This is a genomic window from Oceanobacillus halophilus (assembly GCF_003628505.1).
In the GTDB taxonomy this organism is placed as follows: domain Bacteria; phylum Bacillota; class Bacilli; order Bacillales; family Amphibacillaceae; genus Oceanobacillus; species Oceanobacillus halophilus.
Map to the genome: position 1 here is coordinate 203,754 of NZ_RBZP01000001.1, position 17,200 is coordinate 220,953.

The 17,200-nt window shown below is 36.2% G+C and carries 13 protein-coding genes; 11 read left to right on the forward strand and 2 right to left on the reverse strand.

What is annotated here, in order from left to right; genetic code table 11:
* Positions 1–49: 49 nt before the first annotated feature.
* On the reverse strand, positions 50–823 hold the full coding sequence (locus tag D8M06_RS01060) for a class I SAM-dependent methyltransferase (protein ID WP_121202503.1): 774 nt from the start codon (positions 821–823) through the stop codon (positions 50–52).
* A gap of 106 nt (positions 824–929) precedes the next feature.
* Here D8M06_RS01060 and D8M06_RS01065 point away from each other — a divergent pair, with 106 nt between their 5' ends.
* Positions 930–1,790: a LysR family transcriptional regulator gene (locus D8M06_RS01065; protein WP_121202504.1), complete on the forward strand. Its 861-nt coding sequence runs from the start codon at positions 930–932 to the stop codon at positions 1,788–1,790.
* 967 nt (positions 1,791–2,757) lie between these two features.
* Complete coding sequence (gene proC / locus D8M06_RS01070) at positions 2,758–3,555, forward strand: pyrroline-5-carboxylate reductase (RefSeq protein ID WP_121202505.1); 798 nt, start codon at positions 2,758–2,760, stop codon at positions 3,553–3,555.
* 152 nt (positions 3,556–3,707) lie between these two features.
* Here the strand turns inward: proC and D8M06_RS01075 are convergent, their stop codons facing one another.
* Positions 3,708–5,414, reverse strand: coding sequence for an Rqc2 family fibronectin-binding protein (locus D8M06_RS01075; protein WP_121202506.1), 1,707 nt, complete (start codon positions 5,412–5,414; stop codon positions 3,708–3,710).
* 93 nt (positions 5,415–5,507) lie between these two features.
* On the opposite strand from D8M06_RS01075, the gene D8M06_RS01080 reads away from it, so the two are divergent.
* From D8M06_RS01080 to rsmB, 9 genes are all read left to right on the forward strand, one after another.
* Positions 5,508–8,159: a calcium-translocating P-type ATPase, SERCA-type gene (locus D8M06_RS01080; RefSeq protein WP_121202507.1), complete on the forward strand. Its 2,652-nt coding sequence runs from the start codon at positions 5,508–5,510 to the stop codon at positions 8,157–8,159.
* Between the two features lie 675 nt (positions 8,160–8,834).
* A complete protein-coding gene (locus tag D8M06_RS01085; protein ID WP_121202508.1) occupies positions 8,835–9,716 on the forward strand; it encodes a YicC/YloC family endoribonuclease in 882 nt (293 codons plus the stop codon).
* Between the two features lie 131 nt (positions 9,717–9,847).
* Positions 9,848–10,108 (forward strand): extracellular matrix/biofilm regulator RemA, encoded by a 261-nt coding sequence (remA, locus tag D8M06_RS01090; protein ID WP_121202509.1) that lies wholly within the window; start codon positions 9,848–9,850, stop codon positions 10,106–10,108.
* A 32-nt stretch (positions 10,109–10,140) separates the two neighbouring features.
* Positions 10,141–10,761, forward strand: coding sequence for a guanylate kinase (gene gmk / locus D8M06_RS01095; RefSeq protein WP_121202510.1), 621 nt, complete (start codon positions 10,141–10,143; stop codon positions 10,759–10,761).
* Positions 10,758–10,958 (forward strand): DNA-directed RNA polymerase subunit omega, encoded by a 201-nt coding sequence (rpoZ, locus tag D8M06_RS01100; protein WP_121202511.1) that lies wholly within the window; start codon positions 10,758–10,760, stop codon positions 10,956–10,958. The genes gmk and rpoZ overlap by 4 nt, the downstream gene beginning before the upstream one ends.
* Before the next feature lie 196 nt (positions 10,959–11,154).
* Positions 11,155–12,363 carry a bifunctional phosphopantothenoylcysteine decarboxylase/phosphopantothenate--cysteine ligase CoaBC gene (gene coaBC / locus D8M06_RS01105; protein ID WP_121202512.1) on the forward strand — a complete coding sequence of 403 codons (1,209 nt, stop codon included), beginning with the start codon at positions 11,155–11,157 and terminating at the stop codon, positions 12,361–12,363.
* Positions 12,360–14,768, forward strand: coding sequence for a primosomal protein N' (gene priA, locus D8M06_RS01110; RefSeq protein WP_121202513.1), 2,409 nt, complete (start codon positions 12,360–12,362; stop codon positions 14,766–14,768). Before coaBC ends, priA begins: the two co-directional genes overlap by 4 nt.
* A gap of 83 nt (positions 14,769–14,851) precedes the next feature.
* A complete protein-coding gene (fmt, locus tag D8M06_RS01115; protein WP_121202514.1) occupies positions 14,852–15,790 on the forward strand; it encodes a methionyl-tRNA formyltransferase in 939 nt (312 codons plus the stop codon).
* A gap of 1 nt (position 15,791) precedes the next feature.
* Positions 15,792–17,141, forward strand: a complete 1,350-nt coding sequence (rsmB, locus tag D8M06_RS01120) for a 16S rRNA (cytosine(967)-C(5))-methyltransferase RsmB (protein WP_121202515.1) — start codon at positions 15,792–15,794, stop codon at positions 17,139–17,141.
* Positions 17,142–17,200: the final 59 nt, after the last annotated feature.

A 17,200-nucleotide genomic window follows, 5' to 3' on the forward strand; every position in this document is an offset into this window, starting at 1 on the left:
TTCTATCAACTGTAAAGTTCAAAAAGCAACAAACTATACGAAAAGAGCCTTATAATACTTTTACTGCCATAACCATCCATTCATCAATTGTAAATGATTGAATGTTATTATTGAATATGTTGACCATATAGTATTCTTTTACTTTGTTTGAAGAGTTTAGAATATGACTTTTCACTCGCTTTTTGTCTACTGATGAATCCAGGGTCCGGTTTATCCATTCGACATAAGGAAGTTGTTTCTTTCTGCTGATTTGTTTGGTTATAGTTAGGTTATAACTTTTAAAAAGCGTTTCCCAATCTGTTATAGTTTGGGATCGTACATGACTGTAATCCCTCATCTTTTCTAACTTGTTTATGAATGGATCAAGTAGTTTATCCTCTGGTGCAACATTATCAATAAAAAGAAACTTTCCACCTACTTTTAATACCCGTTGAACTTCCTTAATAAATTTATTTGGGTTAGGGAAGTGGTGAGCTGCAATCCGACAAGTAACCATATCAAAACTTTGGTCTAAAAATGGTAATTGTTCTGCGTCCGCAACGATATAGTGTATATTAGAATAATCATTCAAGTGAATTTTTGTATTCTCTAACATGTCCTTTGTAAGATCTGTTGCAAAGACGGTCTGTACATGTGGAGAAAGCTGTTTAGCCACATGGCCCCCACCAGTTGCAACATCCAGCATAGTGAAGTCGTGACGAGGTGAGAGCCATTCTACTAGAAGTTCTAAGTCAGAGCCATCTGCATGAGTGCTGCTAGTAAAGTATGCTTCTTTATTTTTTGAAAAGACTTGCTTGACAAACTCTTTTTCCTTCAAGTCCATCCCTCTTTTCTTTTTCCTAGTTTTATCATATGATGGAATATGTAATAAGTAAAATATTGAATTATAATCAGAAGTAATAACCAATACTTATCAAAGGAAGTCATCTATGAAAATTGAAGACTACGAATTATTATTAAAACTGAATGAAGTAGGGACAATACGTGGCACAGCGAAGCTTATTTTAATTTCTCAGCCTGCCGTAACACAGAGACTCAAATATATGGAAGATTATTTTGGTGAAAAGATCTTTATACGAACATCTAAGCAATTAATGCCCACTCCAAGCGGTGAGATTATCTTAGACTTTGCAAAGAATATAGTGGAACAGGAGAATGAACTTAAAACACAGTTAGAGAAATCAAGCAATGAAGTCCAGGGTACCTTATCTATTGCTTGCTCCTCTCTTATTAGTCAACGCTTTTTACCAGCAATACTAGGAAAATATACGGCTCAATTTCCAAAAGTAACGATTGATCTTGTAACTGGTATCAGTGAAGATATTAGAAGGGATTATAAAAATTATCATGTTAGTATTATTCGTGGAGATAAACTAAAGGATAGTAATTGCATTCGCTTATTTTCAGATCCGTTGTATATATTTGATACGGAGGATTTTCCTAAAGATATTATAAAAGAACGCCCATTAATTTCCTTTAAAAGTGATGACAGTATGCATGAACAAGTCGATAATTGGCTGTACTATCACCAGGAGCATATTAAACCATTAAAAATGATGACTGTAGATCAAATTGAAACATGTAAACAGTTTATGAAACAAGGGATTGGCATGGCGGTTCTTCCTGAGAGTGTATCAGATTCCATGAAGGAAGAGTATCCTCATGTTCCATTGAAATTAAATGGAAAACCCGTCACAAGGGATACTTGGATTTGTTATCAGGAGGGTGTTCGTCATCTTCCACAAGTCGAGCATTTTATAAATACGTTGACTAATACGAAATATTTGTAATTATTTACTTGTTTGTACTCATTCCTTTATTTTAAAGATGAAGGTAATTGTACTGGCTAATGGCTCTTTTTGTATCATTTGTTGCTTTTTGAAGTTTTACAGTTGTTAGAGATTCCTGATTTATTTAATTAAGAATAGTTAGCTCTCGCTTACACTTATGAATGTATTCTGCTGGCATTCGCTCCGGCAGAATACTTCGCTTTCCGCGGGCACGGCCTCAGCCTCCTCGGAAGAAACCCACTTCCTTGAAAAAGAAGAGCACATTTTCTGCGTGTGATGTTTCGCTGACGAAGCTTTCCTTGTCCTGCGGGGTCTTCGGACACGTGCTTTTCCCGCAGGAGTCTCCGCATTCTGCCTCCGCTATTTTACATGCACTAGATATTATTAAAGCTAAACTTCATAGATTCACGTTTAGGGTAGTTGGTCCTCCTAGAATACAGAATTTTTCCTAGTAAAAATTAAGTAGAGCAGGAACTAAGCGGAGGAAATACACGGAGACTCCTTGAAAAAAGAAACCACTTTTTTCTGCGTGCGATGTAACCCTGCCGAAGCGTTCCTTGTCCTGCGGGAAGAAGAGCATCGGTGAGACTTCGTAGTGAGGGACCTACTTGAATAATCTTCCTTGTTCCCTTGCGCCGAGAAAGCCCGCTTCGAAGCATTACTGGAAGACGCAGGCGCACAAGCTTTTCAGCACGGAGGAGGCTCACCAGCTCCCCGCGGAAAGCGTAGTGTGTTTCCGTAGCGAAGACAGAGAAGTATTCTGAATTAAAGATATCAGGACTCTATGTTAATAATGAAAAGAAATGTCATGATAAAAGCAACGATCTTTTAGAAAAGGGCGCAATGAACTGATTATTGGCCAGTTAGAGGTAACGGAATTTATTCTTACCTTTGCTACTTGCTATCAAACTAGCAATATATTAAACTTATTATTTGTCTAGTTACTAGCAAGGGAAGGATTTTTAAATTGAAAAGTAAAATAGGATTCATTGGTTGTGGCAACATGGCAAAAGCGATTATTGGTGGTATTGTAACATCCGGGTATACAAACCCTGAAAATGTGTATGCTTCCAATCGGTCGATGGAAAAACTAATAGATGTACAACAACACTATGAAATTCATATAGCAGAAAACAATAAATCTGTCGCACAAAACTGTGACATTGTCTTCCTCTCTGTAACTCCGGATATGTATCCATCAGTTATTGATGAAATCAAAGATGATTTGTGGGAAGATGCAATCGTTATTCTTATTGCAGCAGGGCAAACATTAGCACAAAATGAAGAACGATTTCAAAGAAAAATCAAACTAGTAAAAGCGATGCCGAATACACCAGTTGAAGTTGGGGAAGGCATGACAAGTATAAGTCTGAATCAATTTGTCACAGAAGAAGAAAAGGAAGAAATTAGAGGGTTATTTTCAAGTTTTGGCAGAGTAGAAATTATTGACGAAAATACGATGGATATTGCAAGTGCTGTTGGAGGATCATCACCTGCCTTTGGATTTTTATATATTGAAGCACTCGCAGATGCTGCTGTACTATATGGTATGCCTAGAGAGAAAGCATATACAATAGCAGCACAATCATTACTTGGTTCAGCGAAGATGGTACTAGAAACAGGAGAGCACCCAGGAAAACTAAAAGATGACGTTTGCTCACCTGGAGGAACAACCATTCAATCTGTTGCAGCACTAGAAAATAGTGGATTTCGTTCTGCTGTAATTAAGGCTGTACGAGCCAATATGGAGAAATTAGGAGATTAATTCGTACGATCTTTCTACCTATAAGTTGTTAAGACCATTATTCGTTTGTCTGCAGTAATTTAGTTTCTTTTTTGGTAATTGTATGATTATGTAGAATATCTACCGAGAATATAAAGCGCAAGTCTCCTTGATATAGGATACTTGCGCTTATATTATTTTTTTAATTTATCTACCATTTCCTTCGATGGTGTAACAAATAATGTTTTTTGATTTTCGTAAATAACAAATCCTGGTTTAGCCCCGTTTGGCTTTTTCACATGACGTACTTTTGTATAATCTACGGGTACAGTAGAAGAGTTCTGGGATTTACTAAAATATGCTGCAATTTGAGCAGCTTCCATTAACGTTTCTTCACTTGGTTCCTGAGAACGTATAACTACGTGAGAACCTGGTATATCTTTAGTATGAAGCCATATCTCATCACGTCTGGCAAGCTTCATGGTTAGAAATTCGTTTTGTTTATTGTTTTTGCCAACGAGAATTTCTGTATTGTCGGTTGAGATATATTTTTCGGGTACTGGCTTAGCTGGCTTGTTTTTATTTTTCTTCGATTTTCTTTGTTTTTTTAAATAGCCTTCTTCTCTTAACTCTTCACGTATTTCTTCAATATCGTCAACACTCGCTACGTCAATTTGTTGTAATAATTGGTCAAAGTAGTGAATCTCTTCCATAGTCTTCTCTATTTCTTTTTCAACGATTTGCTTAGATGTTTTGAGTTTTTGATAGTTTTTAAAAAAGATTTGTGCGTTTTCACTAGGAGTTTTATTCGAATTAATTGGTATGGTGATTTCCTTCTGGTCCGGGTCATAGTAATCTATGACGCTTACTTCTTTATCCCCTTTTGAAATAAGATGTAAATGTGCAGTCAGAAGTTCTCCTAAGCGTTGATATTCATCTGCGTTTTCTGCTTTTTTGATAGTCTTTTGATGTTTCTTTAGTTTTCGTTCATTTTTATTCTTTTCATTTTTTATAAAACGGTATAGGTCCTTTGCTTGCTGTTTGACACGATCTCGCTCTGCCTTTCCAGAATAGAAGGTATCTAACATAATGTTTACATCTTCAAAGATTTCTGTTTCTCCCTTAAAGGAATGAACCGGGATAACGTGAAAGTCTTCTTTCTGATTACGATAAATTCTTGGCTGATAATTATTATCCAGAATTTGCTCTTTCAGTTCATTAAATTTCTCCGAATATACTTGAAGCGATCCTGGATTAGTTCTATTAACAATCTCTTTTGCAATAAATGGAGAAAATCCATCAAGGGTTTGAACTATTTGCATGTCCATTTTACCAGCGTTAAAATCCAAGCGTTTTATGAATTCTTCACCAGTTATTTCAAGAATATTTAACTTCCCCTGAGTAGGAGGCAAAATATACTTCTGTCCAGGTAGAATAGTACGGTGTCGGTTTTGAGCCATGGAAATATGTTTAATGCTATCAATAATGTGACCTTTCTCTTTATCCACGAGCATGACATTACTGTGTTTACCCATCAATTCTATGATGAGAAGTTTTTGGCTAATATCTCCAATCTCATTTCTTGATTTTAGTGTAAACGTAACAATCCGTTCCATTCCATGTTGTTGAATATCCTCAATTGTCGCACCTGACAAATGCTTTCTCAGTATCATACAAAACATAGGTGCTTCTTTTGGATTGGTATATGTATCATTTGTTATATGAAAGCGCGCATAGGTTGGGTGAATCGATAATAGTAAACTGTGATTCTTACCACGACTGCGCACAGTGAAGACAAGTTCTGTATCTGTAGGTTGGTATATCTTTGTAATTCTTCCTGGAGTAATTTGGTTTTTTAATTCTTCTGTTACTGCTCTAGTAACTATACCATCGAATCCCATCAGGTCACCTCCTCCCATAATTATAGCATTTTTTAGGACAAGTATGCATAGATATCCATTAGAGAGTATAACAATTATCCCGGAGGAATGCAGATGAAGTGGTATCAATTAGATGTAGAAAAAGTAGAGCAAAAATTGCATGTTTTGTCTACAAAAGGACTGTCGTTAAAACAAATTGATGAACGACGTAAACAGTATGGATCAAATCAACTAGAATCGCAAAAACATACACCTAAATGGCTGATTTTTCTAAAACAGTTCCAAGACTTCATGGTACTTGTTTTATTAGCAGCAACGTTAATTGCTGGCCTTCTAGGTGAATACATTGATGCAATTGCTATCATGGTTATTGTGTTGGTAAATGGTTTTATCGGATATTTTCAAGAACAGAAGGCCGAAAAGTCATTGGATAAATTAAAAGAGCTATCTGCACCGATGGCAAATGTACTAAGAGATGGTAAGTGGGAAAAAGTTCCATCAAAAGAAGTAGTTGTTGGAGACGTTGTAAGAATTAATAGTGGAGATAGAATTCCTGCTGATATTCGTATCACCAAATCCAATAGCATGGAAACAGAAGAATCCGCGTTAACCGGAGAGTCTCTCCCTGTTGCCAAACATGCAAGTGCTATCCAAAATCCAGAGTTAGAAGCGCAAGACCAAGCAAATATGGGCTTTATGGGTACATTAGTTACTCGTGGGTCAGGCATTGGTATTGTAGTTGGTACAGGAATGAACACGGTAATGGGACAGATTGCATCATTAATGGCAAATACAAAGAAACAGACCACTCCACTAGAGAGAAGGCTTGCTGAGCTAGGGAAGATATTAATTGTTGTTGCCTTATTGTTAACGGCCTTAGTGGTTGTGCTTGGTGTCATGCAAGGGAACCCAACATATCAAATGTTTTTGGCAGGTGTCTCCTTAGCAGTAGCTGCAATTCCTGAAGGTTTACCAGCAATAGTTACCGTAGCGTTATCTCTTGGAGTACAACGAATGATTAAGAAAAAAGCTATTGTAAGAAAACTATCTGCTGTAGAGACTTTAGGTACAGCTTCGGTCATTTGTTCAGATAAAACGGGAACAATGACAGAAAATCAGATGACAGTTAAAGAAGTTTTTCTTAATGGAAAGCATTTATATGTGAGTGGAGACGGTTACGATATTCGTGGCGATTATTTTCTCAATAAGACAAAGGTAAACAGAGATTTTCCACATCTTGAAAATATGCTGCTATACGGGATGCTTTGCAATAATGCATCACTATTTGTGAAACTAGGAAAATATTATGTCGATGGAGATCCAACGGATGGTGCTCTATTAGTTGCAGCAAGGAAAATAGGATTAAAAGCCATTGATAGCGAAAATTATAAAATAATAAAAGAGATTCCTTTTGATTCAGATAGAAAGCGAATGAGCGTAGTTATTGAAGATGAAAATGGGATGCGCCTATTAATTACAAAGGGTGCACCGGATGTCTTGCTACCAAGGATGGCATATCAAATTAATGGGAATGGACGAGCATTATTAAGAAAAGAAGAAAAGAATAAAATTGAACGATCCATCGATAGTATGGCAAATAACGCATTGCGAACTATAGCTATCGGAATAAGACCATTGTCTAGTAATGAATCAATAGATGCTGCTTTTTTAGAAAATGAATTAACATTTGTTGGTCTTTATGGGATGATTGATCCTCCTAGGAAAGAGGTTAAATCTGCTATTGAAGAATGCCGACAAGCAGGGATAAAGACTGTTATGATTACAGGTGATCATGTTAATACGGCGAGGGCAATTGCAAGAGATTTGAACCTCTTACCAGATAGAGGATTAGTTTTAGAAGGTCATCAATTAAATAAAATGTCTGTGGAAGAACTGGAAGATGTTATTGAAGATACTTATGTTTTTGCAAGAGTAACACCAGAGCATAAATTGAAAATTGTTAAAGCATTCCAGGAAAAAGGACATATAGTAGCGATGACAGGAGATGGAGTAAATGATGCTCCAGCAATTAAAGCGAGTGATATTGGTATAAGCATGGGAATTAGTGGTACAGATGTAACTAAGGAAGCATCATCTCTAGTACTGATGGATGATAACTTTGCTACGATTAAGTCAGCTATTCAAGAAGGTAGAAATATCTATGAAAACATAAGGAAATTTGTTCGCTACTTGTTAGCATCTAATGTGGGGGAAATATTGGTAATGCTATTTGCTATGTTATTGGCCATGCCTCTTCCACTTGTTCCAGTTCAAATATTGTGGGTAAATTTAGTAACAGATGGATTACCGGCAATGGCATTAGGTTTGGATAAAGCAGAAGATAATGTGATGAAACGTCCTCCTCGTAACCCAAGAGAAGGGGTCTTTGCAAGAGGGTTGGGCTATAAGATTATTAGTCGCGGAATATTGATAGGTTTAGTCACTTTAATAGCATTCATGTTAACCTATCAAAATAACCCAGAAAATCTGGTTTATGCTCAAACCATGGCTTTTTCAACCTTAGTAATGGCACAACTCATTCACGTGTTTGATTGTAGAGCTGAAAATTCGATATTTGATCGAAATCCTTTTGGTAACTTGTATTTAGTACTGGCGGTTTTATCTTCGATTCTATTATTGCTTATCGTTATATACTGGCCACCACTTCAGCCAATTTTCCATACGACTGATCTAGCGTTAAGAGATTGGTTATTCATTGGAGCTTTAAGTGCAATACCAACCGTTTTATTTGGATTTAAAAAGTAATGGATTTAAACATATTGATAATTTTATAGTAAAGACAAAAAATGCATCTGTTAAAAACAGGTGCATTTTTGTATGTAATGGTATGAGGATATTTTGATATACTGATATTTTTATAACTTTAATTTATATTTTATATAGACTCCTGATTAACTTAATTAAAGATAAATGTGTAATGTAGTGCGTTGTTGATTTCCGCTCCGGGGAGTCACTTTCCGCGGGCGGCTGATGAGCCTCCTCGTGCTATCGCACTGCGGGGTCTCATCTAGGCCTCTCTTCCCGCAGGACAAGGAAGGCTACGGCAGCATTACATCGCACGAAGAAAATTGCCCTTTATTTTCGAGGAGTCGACTGCCCTCCGCTCCAATCAACACTGTTTTTAGGAGCGTGACCATTTTTGGCTAATATCAGAAGAATTATCATTTATTCATTTATTAAAAGATACTCAATTATATAAGAAAGTTGAACAGCACAAATTCAGCGAAGTGTATTTCCGTAGCGGTGTTTAACGAATCGCTCCATTAGTTATATATTCTTAATAAAATAAATCAACAATTTCTATCTACTACGATGTTTAATAAGCAAAAAAGATATGAAAAGAGCTTTCTATTAAGATTATTATATATTATTTTTAGCACATAATCTTAGTATGGTATAATACAATAGGATGTGATATTTATGGTTATGAGTATGACAGGATACGGTAGAAAAAATATGCAGATTGAGGGTTCGGACATTACCGTGGAAGTTAGAACAGTGAACCATCGATTTTTAGATATTTCACTCAAGCTACCCCGTCATCTAATAATGCTTGAAGATAAATTGAAGAAGATTATAAAGAGCTATTTTAAAAGAGGAAGAATAGAATTATCCCTTAGTATAGACGGAGAAGGGTTTATAGAAAAAACGCTCGAGACAGATTGGGATTTACTTAATCAATATATAAAACAAATGCATGAAGCTCAGAACAGGTATCAGTTATCAGGAGATATTCCTACCTCTATATTGGCTTCTATACCAGATATTTTCCTTATTCGTGAAAATGAGAAACAACCTGATTACCTAGTTGAACAGATTGAATCATGTACAAAAGAGGCATGTGAAGAAGCACAACAGATGAGAAAACAGGAAGGTGAATTCCTTGTTAAGGATTTAAACAAACACCTTAATGCAGTGGAGAATATCATAACAAAGTTAATGGAACAAAGACCAATTGTTGTGCAAGAGTACCGTCACCGGATCATGCAAAGAGTGGAAGAACAGCTAAACGAAGTGTCAGCAGTAGACCATGCAAGAGTTCAACAAGAGATTATATTACTGGCTGAAAAAGGAGATATTACGGAGGAAATAACTCGGTTAAACGGCCATTTGAAACACTTTAACCAAACTCTGGAAAATCGAGTTTCCATTGGGCGAAAACTTGACTTTATTGCACAAGAGATGTACCGTGAGGCAAATACGATAGGCTCCAAATCAACGGATGTTGGTATTAGTGAATGGACAGTTACATTGAAAAGTGAAATTGAAAAAATAAAAGAACAAGTTCAAAATTTGGAGTAAATAGTTGAATTACACCTATCTTTTTAATTATAATTTGTTGTATAATTATTAATTGGTATGAAAACATAATTTCTTTATTTAGTTAACAAGTATATTTAAGTTACATAAATGAAGGTCTAGGGGGAAGGAATTTGAGTTTAAGTTTGATAAATATTGGTTTCGGTAATGTTGTTTCAGCTAATCGAATCATTTCAATTGTATCACCTGAATCTGCACCGATAAAACGTATCATTACAGTAGCTAGAGATAATAATAAACTAATTGACGCAACATACGGAAGAAGAACTAGAGCGGTTATTATTACCGACAGTGATCATGTTGTGTTATCGGCGGTTCAGCCAGAAACGGTCGGACAACGTGTGATAAGTAATGACGAGATTAGCGAAGAGTAATACTGAAACCCATTTACTAGGAGGAAAAATGTGTGATTGATGAGAAAGGTATTCTATTTATTCTTTCTGGACCATCTGGAGTAGGAAAAGGAACGGTAAGAAAAAGATTATTTGAAAAAGCTACGGATTTGCAATACTCTATTTCCATGACAACGAGAGACAGAAGACCAGGTGAGGAAGACGGAGTAGATTATTTTTATAAATCTAAAGAAGAGTTCGAACAGCTAATAGAAGAAAATGAACTTTTAGAATACGCCAAATATGTTAATAATTACTATGGTACCCCTCGAAAGTATGTAGAGGAAACATTAGCAAAGGGGTATGATGTGTTTCTTGAAATAGAAGTTCAAGGAGCTATGCAGGTAAAGAAGAATTTTCCTGAAGGCGTATTTATTTTCCTCTTTCCACCAAGTTTAGAAGAATTGAAAAATCGGATATTAGGTCGTGGTACAGAATCAAATGATTTAGTTCTAAACCGCTTAAAGGAAGCAAGGAAAGAGATTGAAATGATGGATGCTTATGATTATGTTGTGGTAAATGATCAGGTGGATCATGCTGTATCCAAAATTGAATCCATCATTCAAAGTGAGCATTTGAAACGGGAACGTATTGCTAAGCAATATAAAAAGATATTGGAGGATGATCAATTATGATGTTAGAACCTTCCATTGATGTTCTACAAGAGAAAATAAAATCAAAGTATACCCTTGTAATTCTGTCAGCCAAGCGTGCAAGACAACTTAGCGAAACAAAGGATTTGCAAGTAGAGAATCCCCAGTCTGCTAAATATGTAGGGCAGGCTCTTGAAGAAGTAGTGGCTGGAAAACTATATTTAGAAGAAAATAATTAAATGATTGCCCTCGCTAATTCAACTGCGGGGGTTTTATTGTTTATAAAGAGCCAGTTGCTTTCTTATCGGTTTAAGGTATCTTTCAGTTCTTATTGTCAATAACATTTAACCTTTAGAAGAGCATTTCTTAAATTAATGGTTAATTTATGGTATAAATATACTAGAGAATGTCGTAACGTTCGGAGAGGGGATAAAAATGGTATATCAAAAAAATGTTTTAATCGGTGTATCAGGAGGAATTGCTGCCTATAAGGCATGCGCGTTGACCAGTAAACTAGTTCAAAAAGGTGCAAATGTCAAAGTTATTATGACAGAGAACGCTACGCAATTCGTATCACCCCTAACTTTTCAAGCACTGTCAAGAAATCCAGTTTATACAGATACATTCGATGAGAAAGATCCGCAGAAAATCGCACATATTGATTTGGCTGATTGGGCGGATTTAGTGATTATCGCCCCTGCGACAGCAAATATTATAGGAAAACTCGCTAGTGGGCTTGCTGATGATATGCTTTCAACCACTTTACTTGCCACAGAAGCTACGGTTTATATAGCTCCAGCAATGAATGTACATATGTATGCACACCCAGCTGTAATAAAGAATATGAAGCAACTGGAAGAGTGGGGCTATCATTTCATTGAACCTGGAGCAGGTTATCTAGCTTGTGGTTATGTTGGCAAGGGAAGATTAGAAGAACCAGAAACGATAATTAAGGTAATTGAAGGGCATCAAAACACAAATAAATTATTAACTGGTAAAACGGTGCTGGTTTCAGCAGGACCAACTCGTGAAAAAATCGATCCAGTCCGTTTCTTTACCAATCGTTCTACAGGGAAAATGGGGTTTGCCATTGCAGAAGCTGCAGCTGAACTAGGAGCAGATGTAGTGTTAGTAACGGGACCTACTGATCAAAAAACTGAAAATAAACATATAAGTAGGATAGATGTTGAGTCTGCGGAGGATATGTACAAAGCCATGCATCGATTCTTTCCATCTAGTGATATTGTTATTAAAGCAGCTGCAGTTGCAGACTACCGGCCGAAAATAGTACATAATGAAAAACTAAAAAAACAACCTGGTGACTGGCAATTTGAAATGGAAAGAACGAAAGACATATTAAAATCACTAGGTGAAGAAAAAAATCATCAATTTTTAGTTGGGTTTGCTGCCGAAACAACCAATCCAATTGAATATGGACTAGCAAAGTTAAAAAAGAAAAATTTAGACGCTATTGTTATCAATAACGTGGCCCAAGAAGGTGCTGGCTTTGGTGGAGATACGAATATAGTTACTTACATCAATGCCTCAAACAAACAAGAAAATATTGCCATAGCATCCAAAAGGAATGTAGCTAAGCAATTAATAAACTTTATTCATCGGGACATGAAGGATGATAAGCAGTGAATATAGCAAAAGTGATTGTAGACGTTCCTGCAAGTTCTATTAATCAAACATTTGATTATTCTATTCCTGAACGATTTCAGGAAATACTTAAACCGGGCATGAGGGTTATTGTTCCTTTTGGACCCAGAAAAATTATGGGATTCGTGGTAGATAGAGTTTCTGAATCATCGTTTGAACGGCTAAAGAATATCATTGATGTATTGGATTTAACACCTGTATTGACAAAGGAGCTACTGGACCTAGGTAAATGGGTAGCTAATGAAACACTTAGTTTGTCAATCGTTGCACTACAGGCTATGTTACCGCAAGTTCTTAAATCTAAGTACAAAAAAGAGCTTGTTCGAATGACTGATGAGAAGTTGCCAGATCCATTGGAATATTTATTTGCAGGTAGAGATTTTATAGCTTACGAAGAATTTGAGAATGCAAATTTAAGTTACTATCAATTACAAAAGGCTGTTCAAGCTGGTGACCTATCTGTTCATTATCAAGTTCAATCAAAGGTAACTAAAAAAGAAGTACTAATGGTAAAGCCTGCACGAGAAACCCATATGATGGAGGAAGCGTTCATCGACTTTCCCAAAAATGCTAAAAAGCAAAAGCAAGTATTGGGCTATTTTATTGAAAATACTCATCCAATTCCCCAAAAAGAAGTGTTAAAACAGTTTCAAACGACGAATCAAACAGTGAAGAGTTTAGTAGATAAAGGGTTGTTGGAAACATACAAAGAAGAAGTATATCGTAATCCATACAATGATGAAGAAATTGAGCGGACAACAGCATTAGAACTAACAGAGGAACAGCAGCAAGCAATTAAACCAATCCTAGCATCAATTAAAAATAATACACATGATGTGTTTTTGTTGCATGGTGTAACTGGAAGTGGTAAGACAGAAATCTATTTGCAATCAATTCAAGATGTAATTGACAAAGGTGAAGAAGCCATTGTGCTAGTTCCAGAAATTGCTTTAACTCCACAAATGGTCAATCGTTTTAAAGGCAGATTTGGCAAAAGTGTGGCGGTTATGCATAGTGCACTTTCTGCGGGAGAAAAATATGATGAATGGCGCAGGATTCACCGAAAAGAAGTACAAGTTGTGGTCGGTGCTAGATCTGCAATTTTTGCCCCCTTTGAGAATCTGGGAATTATAATTATCGATGAAGAGCATGAAACGACCTATAAGCAGGAGGACCAACCTCGATATCATGCACGGGATGTTGCTATTCAACGTGGACAAAATCATAACTGTCCTGTTGTACTAGGGAGTGCCACCCCAACCTTAGAGTCCTATGCTAGAGCTATGAAAGGAGTTTACAGTCTAGCTACTTTAAACAAACGGACAAATGACCAGCCAATGCCACACGTAGACATTATTGATATGCGAGCAGAACTCCATGCTGGGAATCGTACCATGTTTTCTAGGAAACTAAAAGAAAGTATCGAACATTGTATAAGGAATAAGGAACAAGTAGTTCTGTTATTAAATCGAAGAGGATACTCAACATTTGTTATGTGCAGAGATTGTGGTCATGTAAATGATTGTCCTCATTGTGACATTGCGTTGACCTATCATAAAAATACAAATCGTCTAAAATGTCATTATTGTTCCTATGAAGAAATAGTTCCTTCCATTTGTCCAGAATGTAATAGTGATTTAATCCGTTATTTTGGAACTGGAACACAACGAGTGGAAGAAGCTATAACTGAGCTAATTCCAGAGGCAAGTCTCTTGAGAATGGATGTAGATACTACTCGTAGAAAAGGATCTCATGAGAAAATATTAAAAGAATTTGGTGAAGGAAAAGCTGATATATTACTAGGAACACAAATGATTGCAAAAGGACTTGATTTTGAAAATGTTACATTAGTTGGTGTGCTTACAGCAGATTCAATGTTAAATTTACCAGATTTTAGATCCAGTGAAAAGACCTTCCAATTGCTGACACAGGTTAGTGGCCGTGCTGGAAGACATGAGTTAACTGGCCAGGTATTAGTTCAAACGTATACTCCGGAACATTATAGTGTAAAACTTGCTAGTGAATATAATTTCTTAGAGTTTTATAAAAAGGAAATGGGAATGAGAAAGAAGTTTCAATACCCACCATATTATTTCTTGGCACTGATTACTATAACTCACGAAAATAAAGTTAAAGTAATTCAAACAGCCCAAAGAATTGTCCATTTACTCTTGCAAAAAGTAAATCAAAACACGGTGGTATTAGGACCGACCCCTTCTCCAATCCCTCGTATTAAGGATAGGTACCGTTACCAGTGTATGATTAAATATAGAAATGAGCCGGATTTGCGGGTTTATCTTAATAAAATTTTAGATCAATTCTCAGATGATGTACGCAAGAACAATCTTATAATCTCTGTAGATTTACAACCATATCATTTAATGTAAGAAATCCAACTAGGTTAAAATCTGTTAGTAATAATAGAAGCAGATTGATCAAACACGTTCTCATTAAGAAAGAAGGTAATTAAATGAAAAGAATCGTATTTATGGGGACACCTGATTTTTCCGTGCCCGTATTACAAGCTTTAATTGAATCCGAATATGAAGTGGTATTAGCGGTAACGCAACCTGATAGACCTAAAGGGAGAAAGAAAGAAATTACTCCTCCCCCTGTTAAGGTCGAAGCCGAGAAGCACCAAATACCTGTATTTCAACCCGAGAAATTAAGAAATGAGTACAAGAAGATCCTTTCCTTTGAACCAGACCTGATTGTTACAGCGGCATATGGTCAATTGCTACCTACTGAACTATTAGATACTCCAAAGTATGGATGTATTAATGTACATGCTTCCTTACTTCCAGAACTTCGTGGAGGAGCGCCCATTCATTATGCAATTATGCAAGGGAAGAAAGAAACTGGTATTACTATCATGTATATGGTAGAAAAATTGGATGCTGGAGATATCCTTTCCCAAGTAAAAGTACCAATAGAAGAGGCCGATCATGTTGGAACAATGCATGATAAACTATCTGCAGCTGGTGCAGATTTATTACTTGATACTTTACCAAAGATTTTCACAGGGGAAGTATCATCCGTAAAACAGGATAATTCCAAGGCAACTTTTGCTTCTAATATTAAACGGGAACAAGAAAAAATTGACTGGAAAAAATCGCATAGAGAAATTTACAATCACATACGAGGATTACATCCCTGGCCTGTTGCTTTCACTACTTATGGAGGAAAGAATATGAAAATATGGTGGGGTATACCCGATAATTCTACCTATACAGGGGAAGCAGGGGAAATTGTTAAAGTTGAAGAGGATGCATTTGTCGTAGTATGTGGAGATAATAAAGGTATTAGAATAACAGAAATACAACCAGCTGGTAAAAAAAGGATGCTTGTAAAAGATTATTTGCGCGGGTCAAGTGATCGAATTAAAACTGGCATTATTTTAGGTGATTAATATGAAAAATTATCAACTACGAAGTTCTATACTGGATCTATTAATTAGAACGGAAAAAGATGCAGGGTTCAGTCATCTACTAATTGATAATGAAATCAAATCAAAGCGGATAGAACATAAAGACGAAAAGCTATTAACAGAAATAGTATATGGAACTCTTCAACGAAAATTAACATTAGACTTTTATATTGACAGCTTCTTAAGTTCTAAGAAGAAAATCGACTTATGGGTAAGAATGCTTTTACGTATGTCTATTTACCAGATGGTATATTTGGACAAGGTTCCTGATCATGCTGTCATACATGAAGCAGTGGAAATTGCCAAAAAACGCGGTCATAAAGGAATTGCAAGTTTTGTTAATGGGATTTTACGAAATGTACAGCGTAAAGGTGTCCCTGATACGTCCTCTATAAAGGACAATGCCAAGAGACTTTCCATCGAGACTAGCCATCCTGAATGGCTGGTCAAACGTTGGATATCGGAATATGGTTATGAAACAACAAAAGAAATGTGTGAAGCCAATATAACTAGAAAGGTTCAAGTAGTTCGCGTACAACCACTGAAAATCAGCCGGGAAAAGGCGATGGAACAGTTAGGGGAACTTGGTTTTAAAGTGAAAACTTCCGACTTTTCCGATCAAGGAATAATTGTCGAAGAAGGGAATATTCTTACTACTGATTTGTTTAAAAAAGGTATGTTAACTATACAAGATCAAAGTTCGATGTTGGTAGGGGAAATGCTTGAAGCAGAACCTAACATGAAAGTACTAGATGCATGTAGTGCCCCAGGTGGCAAGGCAACCCATATAGCAGAAAAGATGGAGAATAAAGGGGTTATACATGCATATGACTTGCATAAAAAGAAAGTAAATTTAATTGATAAGAAAGCAAAGGAATTGGGCTTAACAATTATCGATACTAATCCATCTGATGCAAGAAATTTGAAGGATGTTCATGAAGTAGCAAGTTTTGATCGCATTTTAGTAGATGCTCCTTGTTCAGGTTTAGGAGTCATTCGTGGGAAACCTGAAATAAAATATAACAAGCGGGAGTCTGATATTGAAAATCTTTCAAAGATTCAACTAGAGATATTACACAGTATTGCACCGTTGCTTCGAAAAGGTGGGTTATTAATTTATAGTACTTGTACCGTTGATGTAGAAGAAAATGAAAAAGTCGTTCAAAGATTTTTAGAAAGCCACAAGGATTATGAAATTGATTCATCATTCTTTGAAAATTTACCTACAAGTTTCAGGCAAGCTACTGGGATAACAGAGTTAGGGTTCCAGATATTTCCTCAGGATTATCAAACAGACGGTTTTTTCTTGACCCGTTTCAAAAAAATTGGATAATTATGTACTTTTATAACGGATTTTGTGTAATACTTGTTTTAGAAATTGTATTACCGTAA

Bases quoted from the DNA above. Each gene is read 5' to 3' on its own strand.
- D8M06_RS01060 (WP_121202503.1), bottom strand. From the start codon at position 823: ATGGACTTGAAGGAAAAAGAGTTTGTCAAGCAAGTCTTTTCAAAAAAT.
- D8M06_RS01065 (WP_121202504.1), top strand. From the start codon at position 930: ATGAAAATTGAAGACTACGAATTATTATTAAAACTGAATGAAGTAGGG.
- D8M06_RS01075 (WP_121202506.1), bottom strand. From the start codon at position 5,414: ATGGGATTCGATGGTATAGTTACTAGAGCAGTAACAGAAGAATTAAAA.
- D8M06_RS01080 (WP_121202507.1), top strand. From the start codon at position 5,508: ATGAAGTGGTATCAATTAGATGTAGAAAAAGTAGAGCAAAAATTGCAT.
- D8M06_RS01085 (WP_121202508.1), top strand. From the start codon at position 8,835: ATGGTTATGAGTATGACAGGATACGGTAGAAAAAATATGCAGATTGAG.
- rpoZ (WP_121202511.1), top strand. From the start codon at position 10,758: ATGATGTTAGAACCTTCCATTGATGTTCTACAAGAGAAAATAAAATCA.
- coaBC (WP_121202512.1), top strand. From the start codon at position 11,155: ATGGTATATCAAAAAAATGTTTTAATCGGTGTATCAGGAGGAATTGCT.
- fmt (WP_121202514.1), top strand. From the start codon at position 14,852: ATGAAAAGAATCGTATTTATGGGGACACCTGATTTTTCCGTGCCCGTA.
- rsmB (WP_121202515.1), top strand. From the start codon at position 15,792: ATGAAAAATTATCAACTACGAAGTTCTATACTGGATCTATTAATTAGA.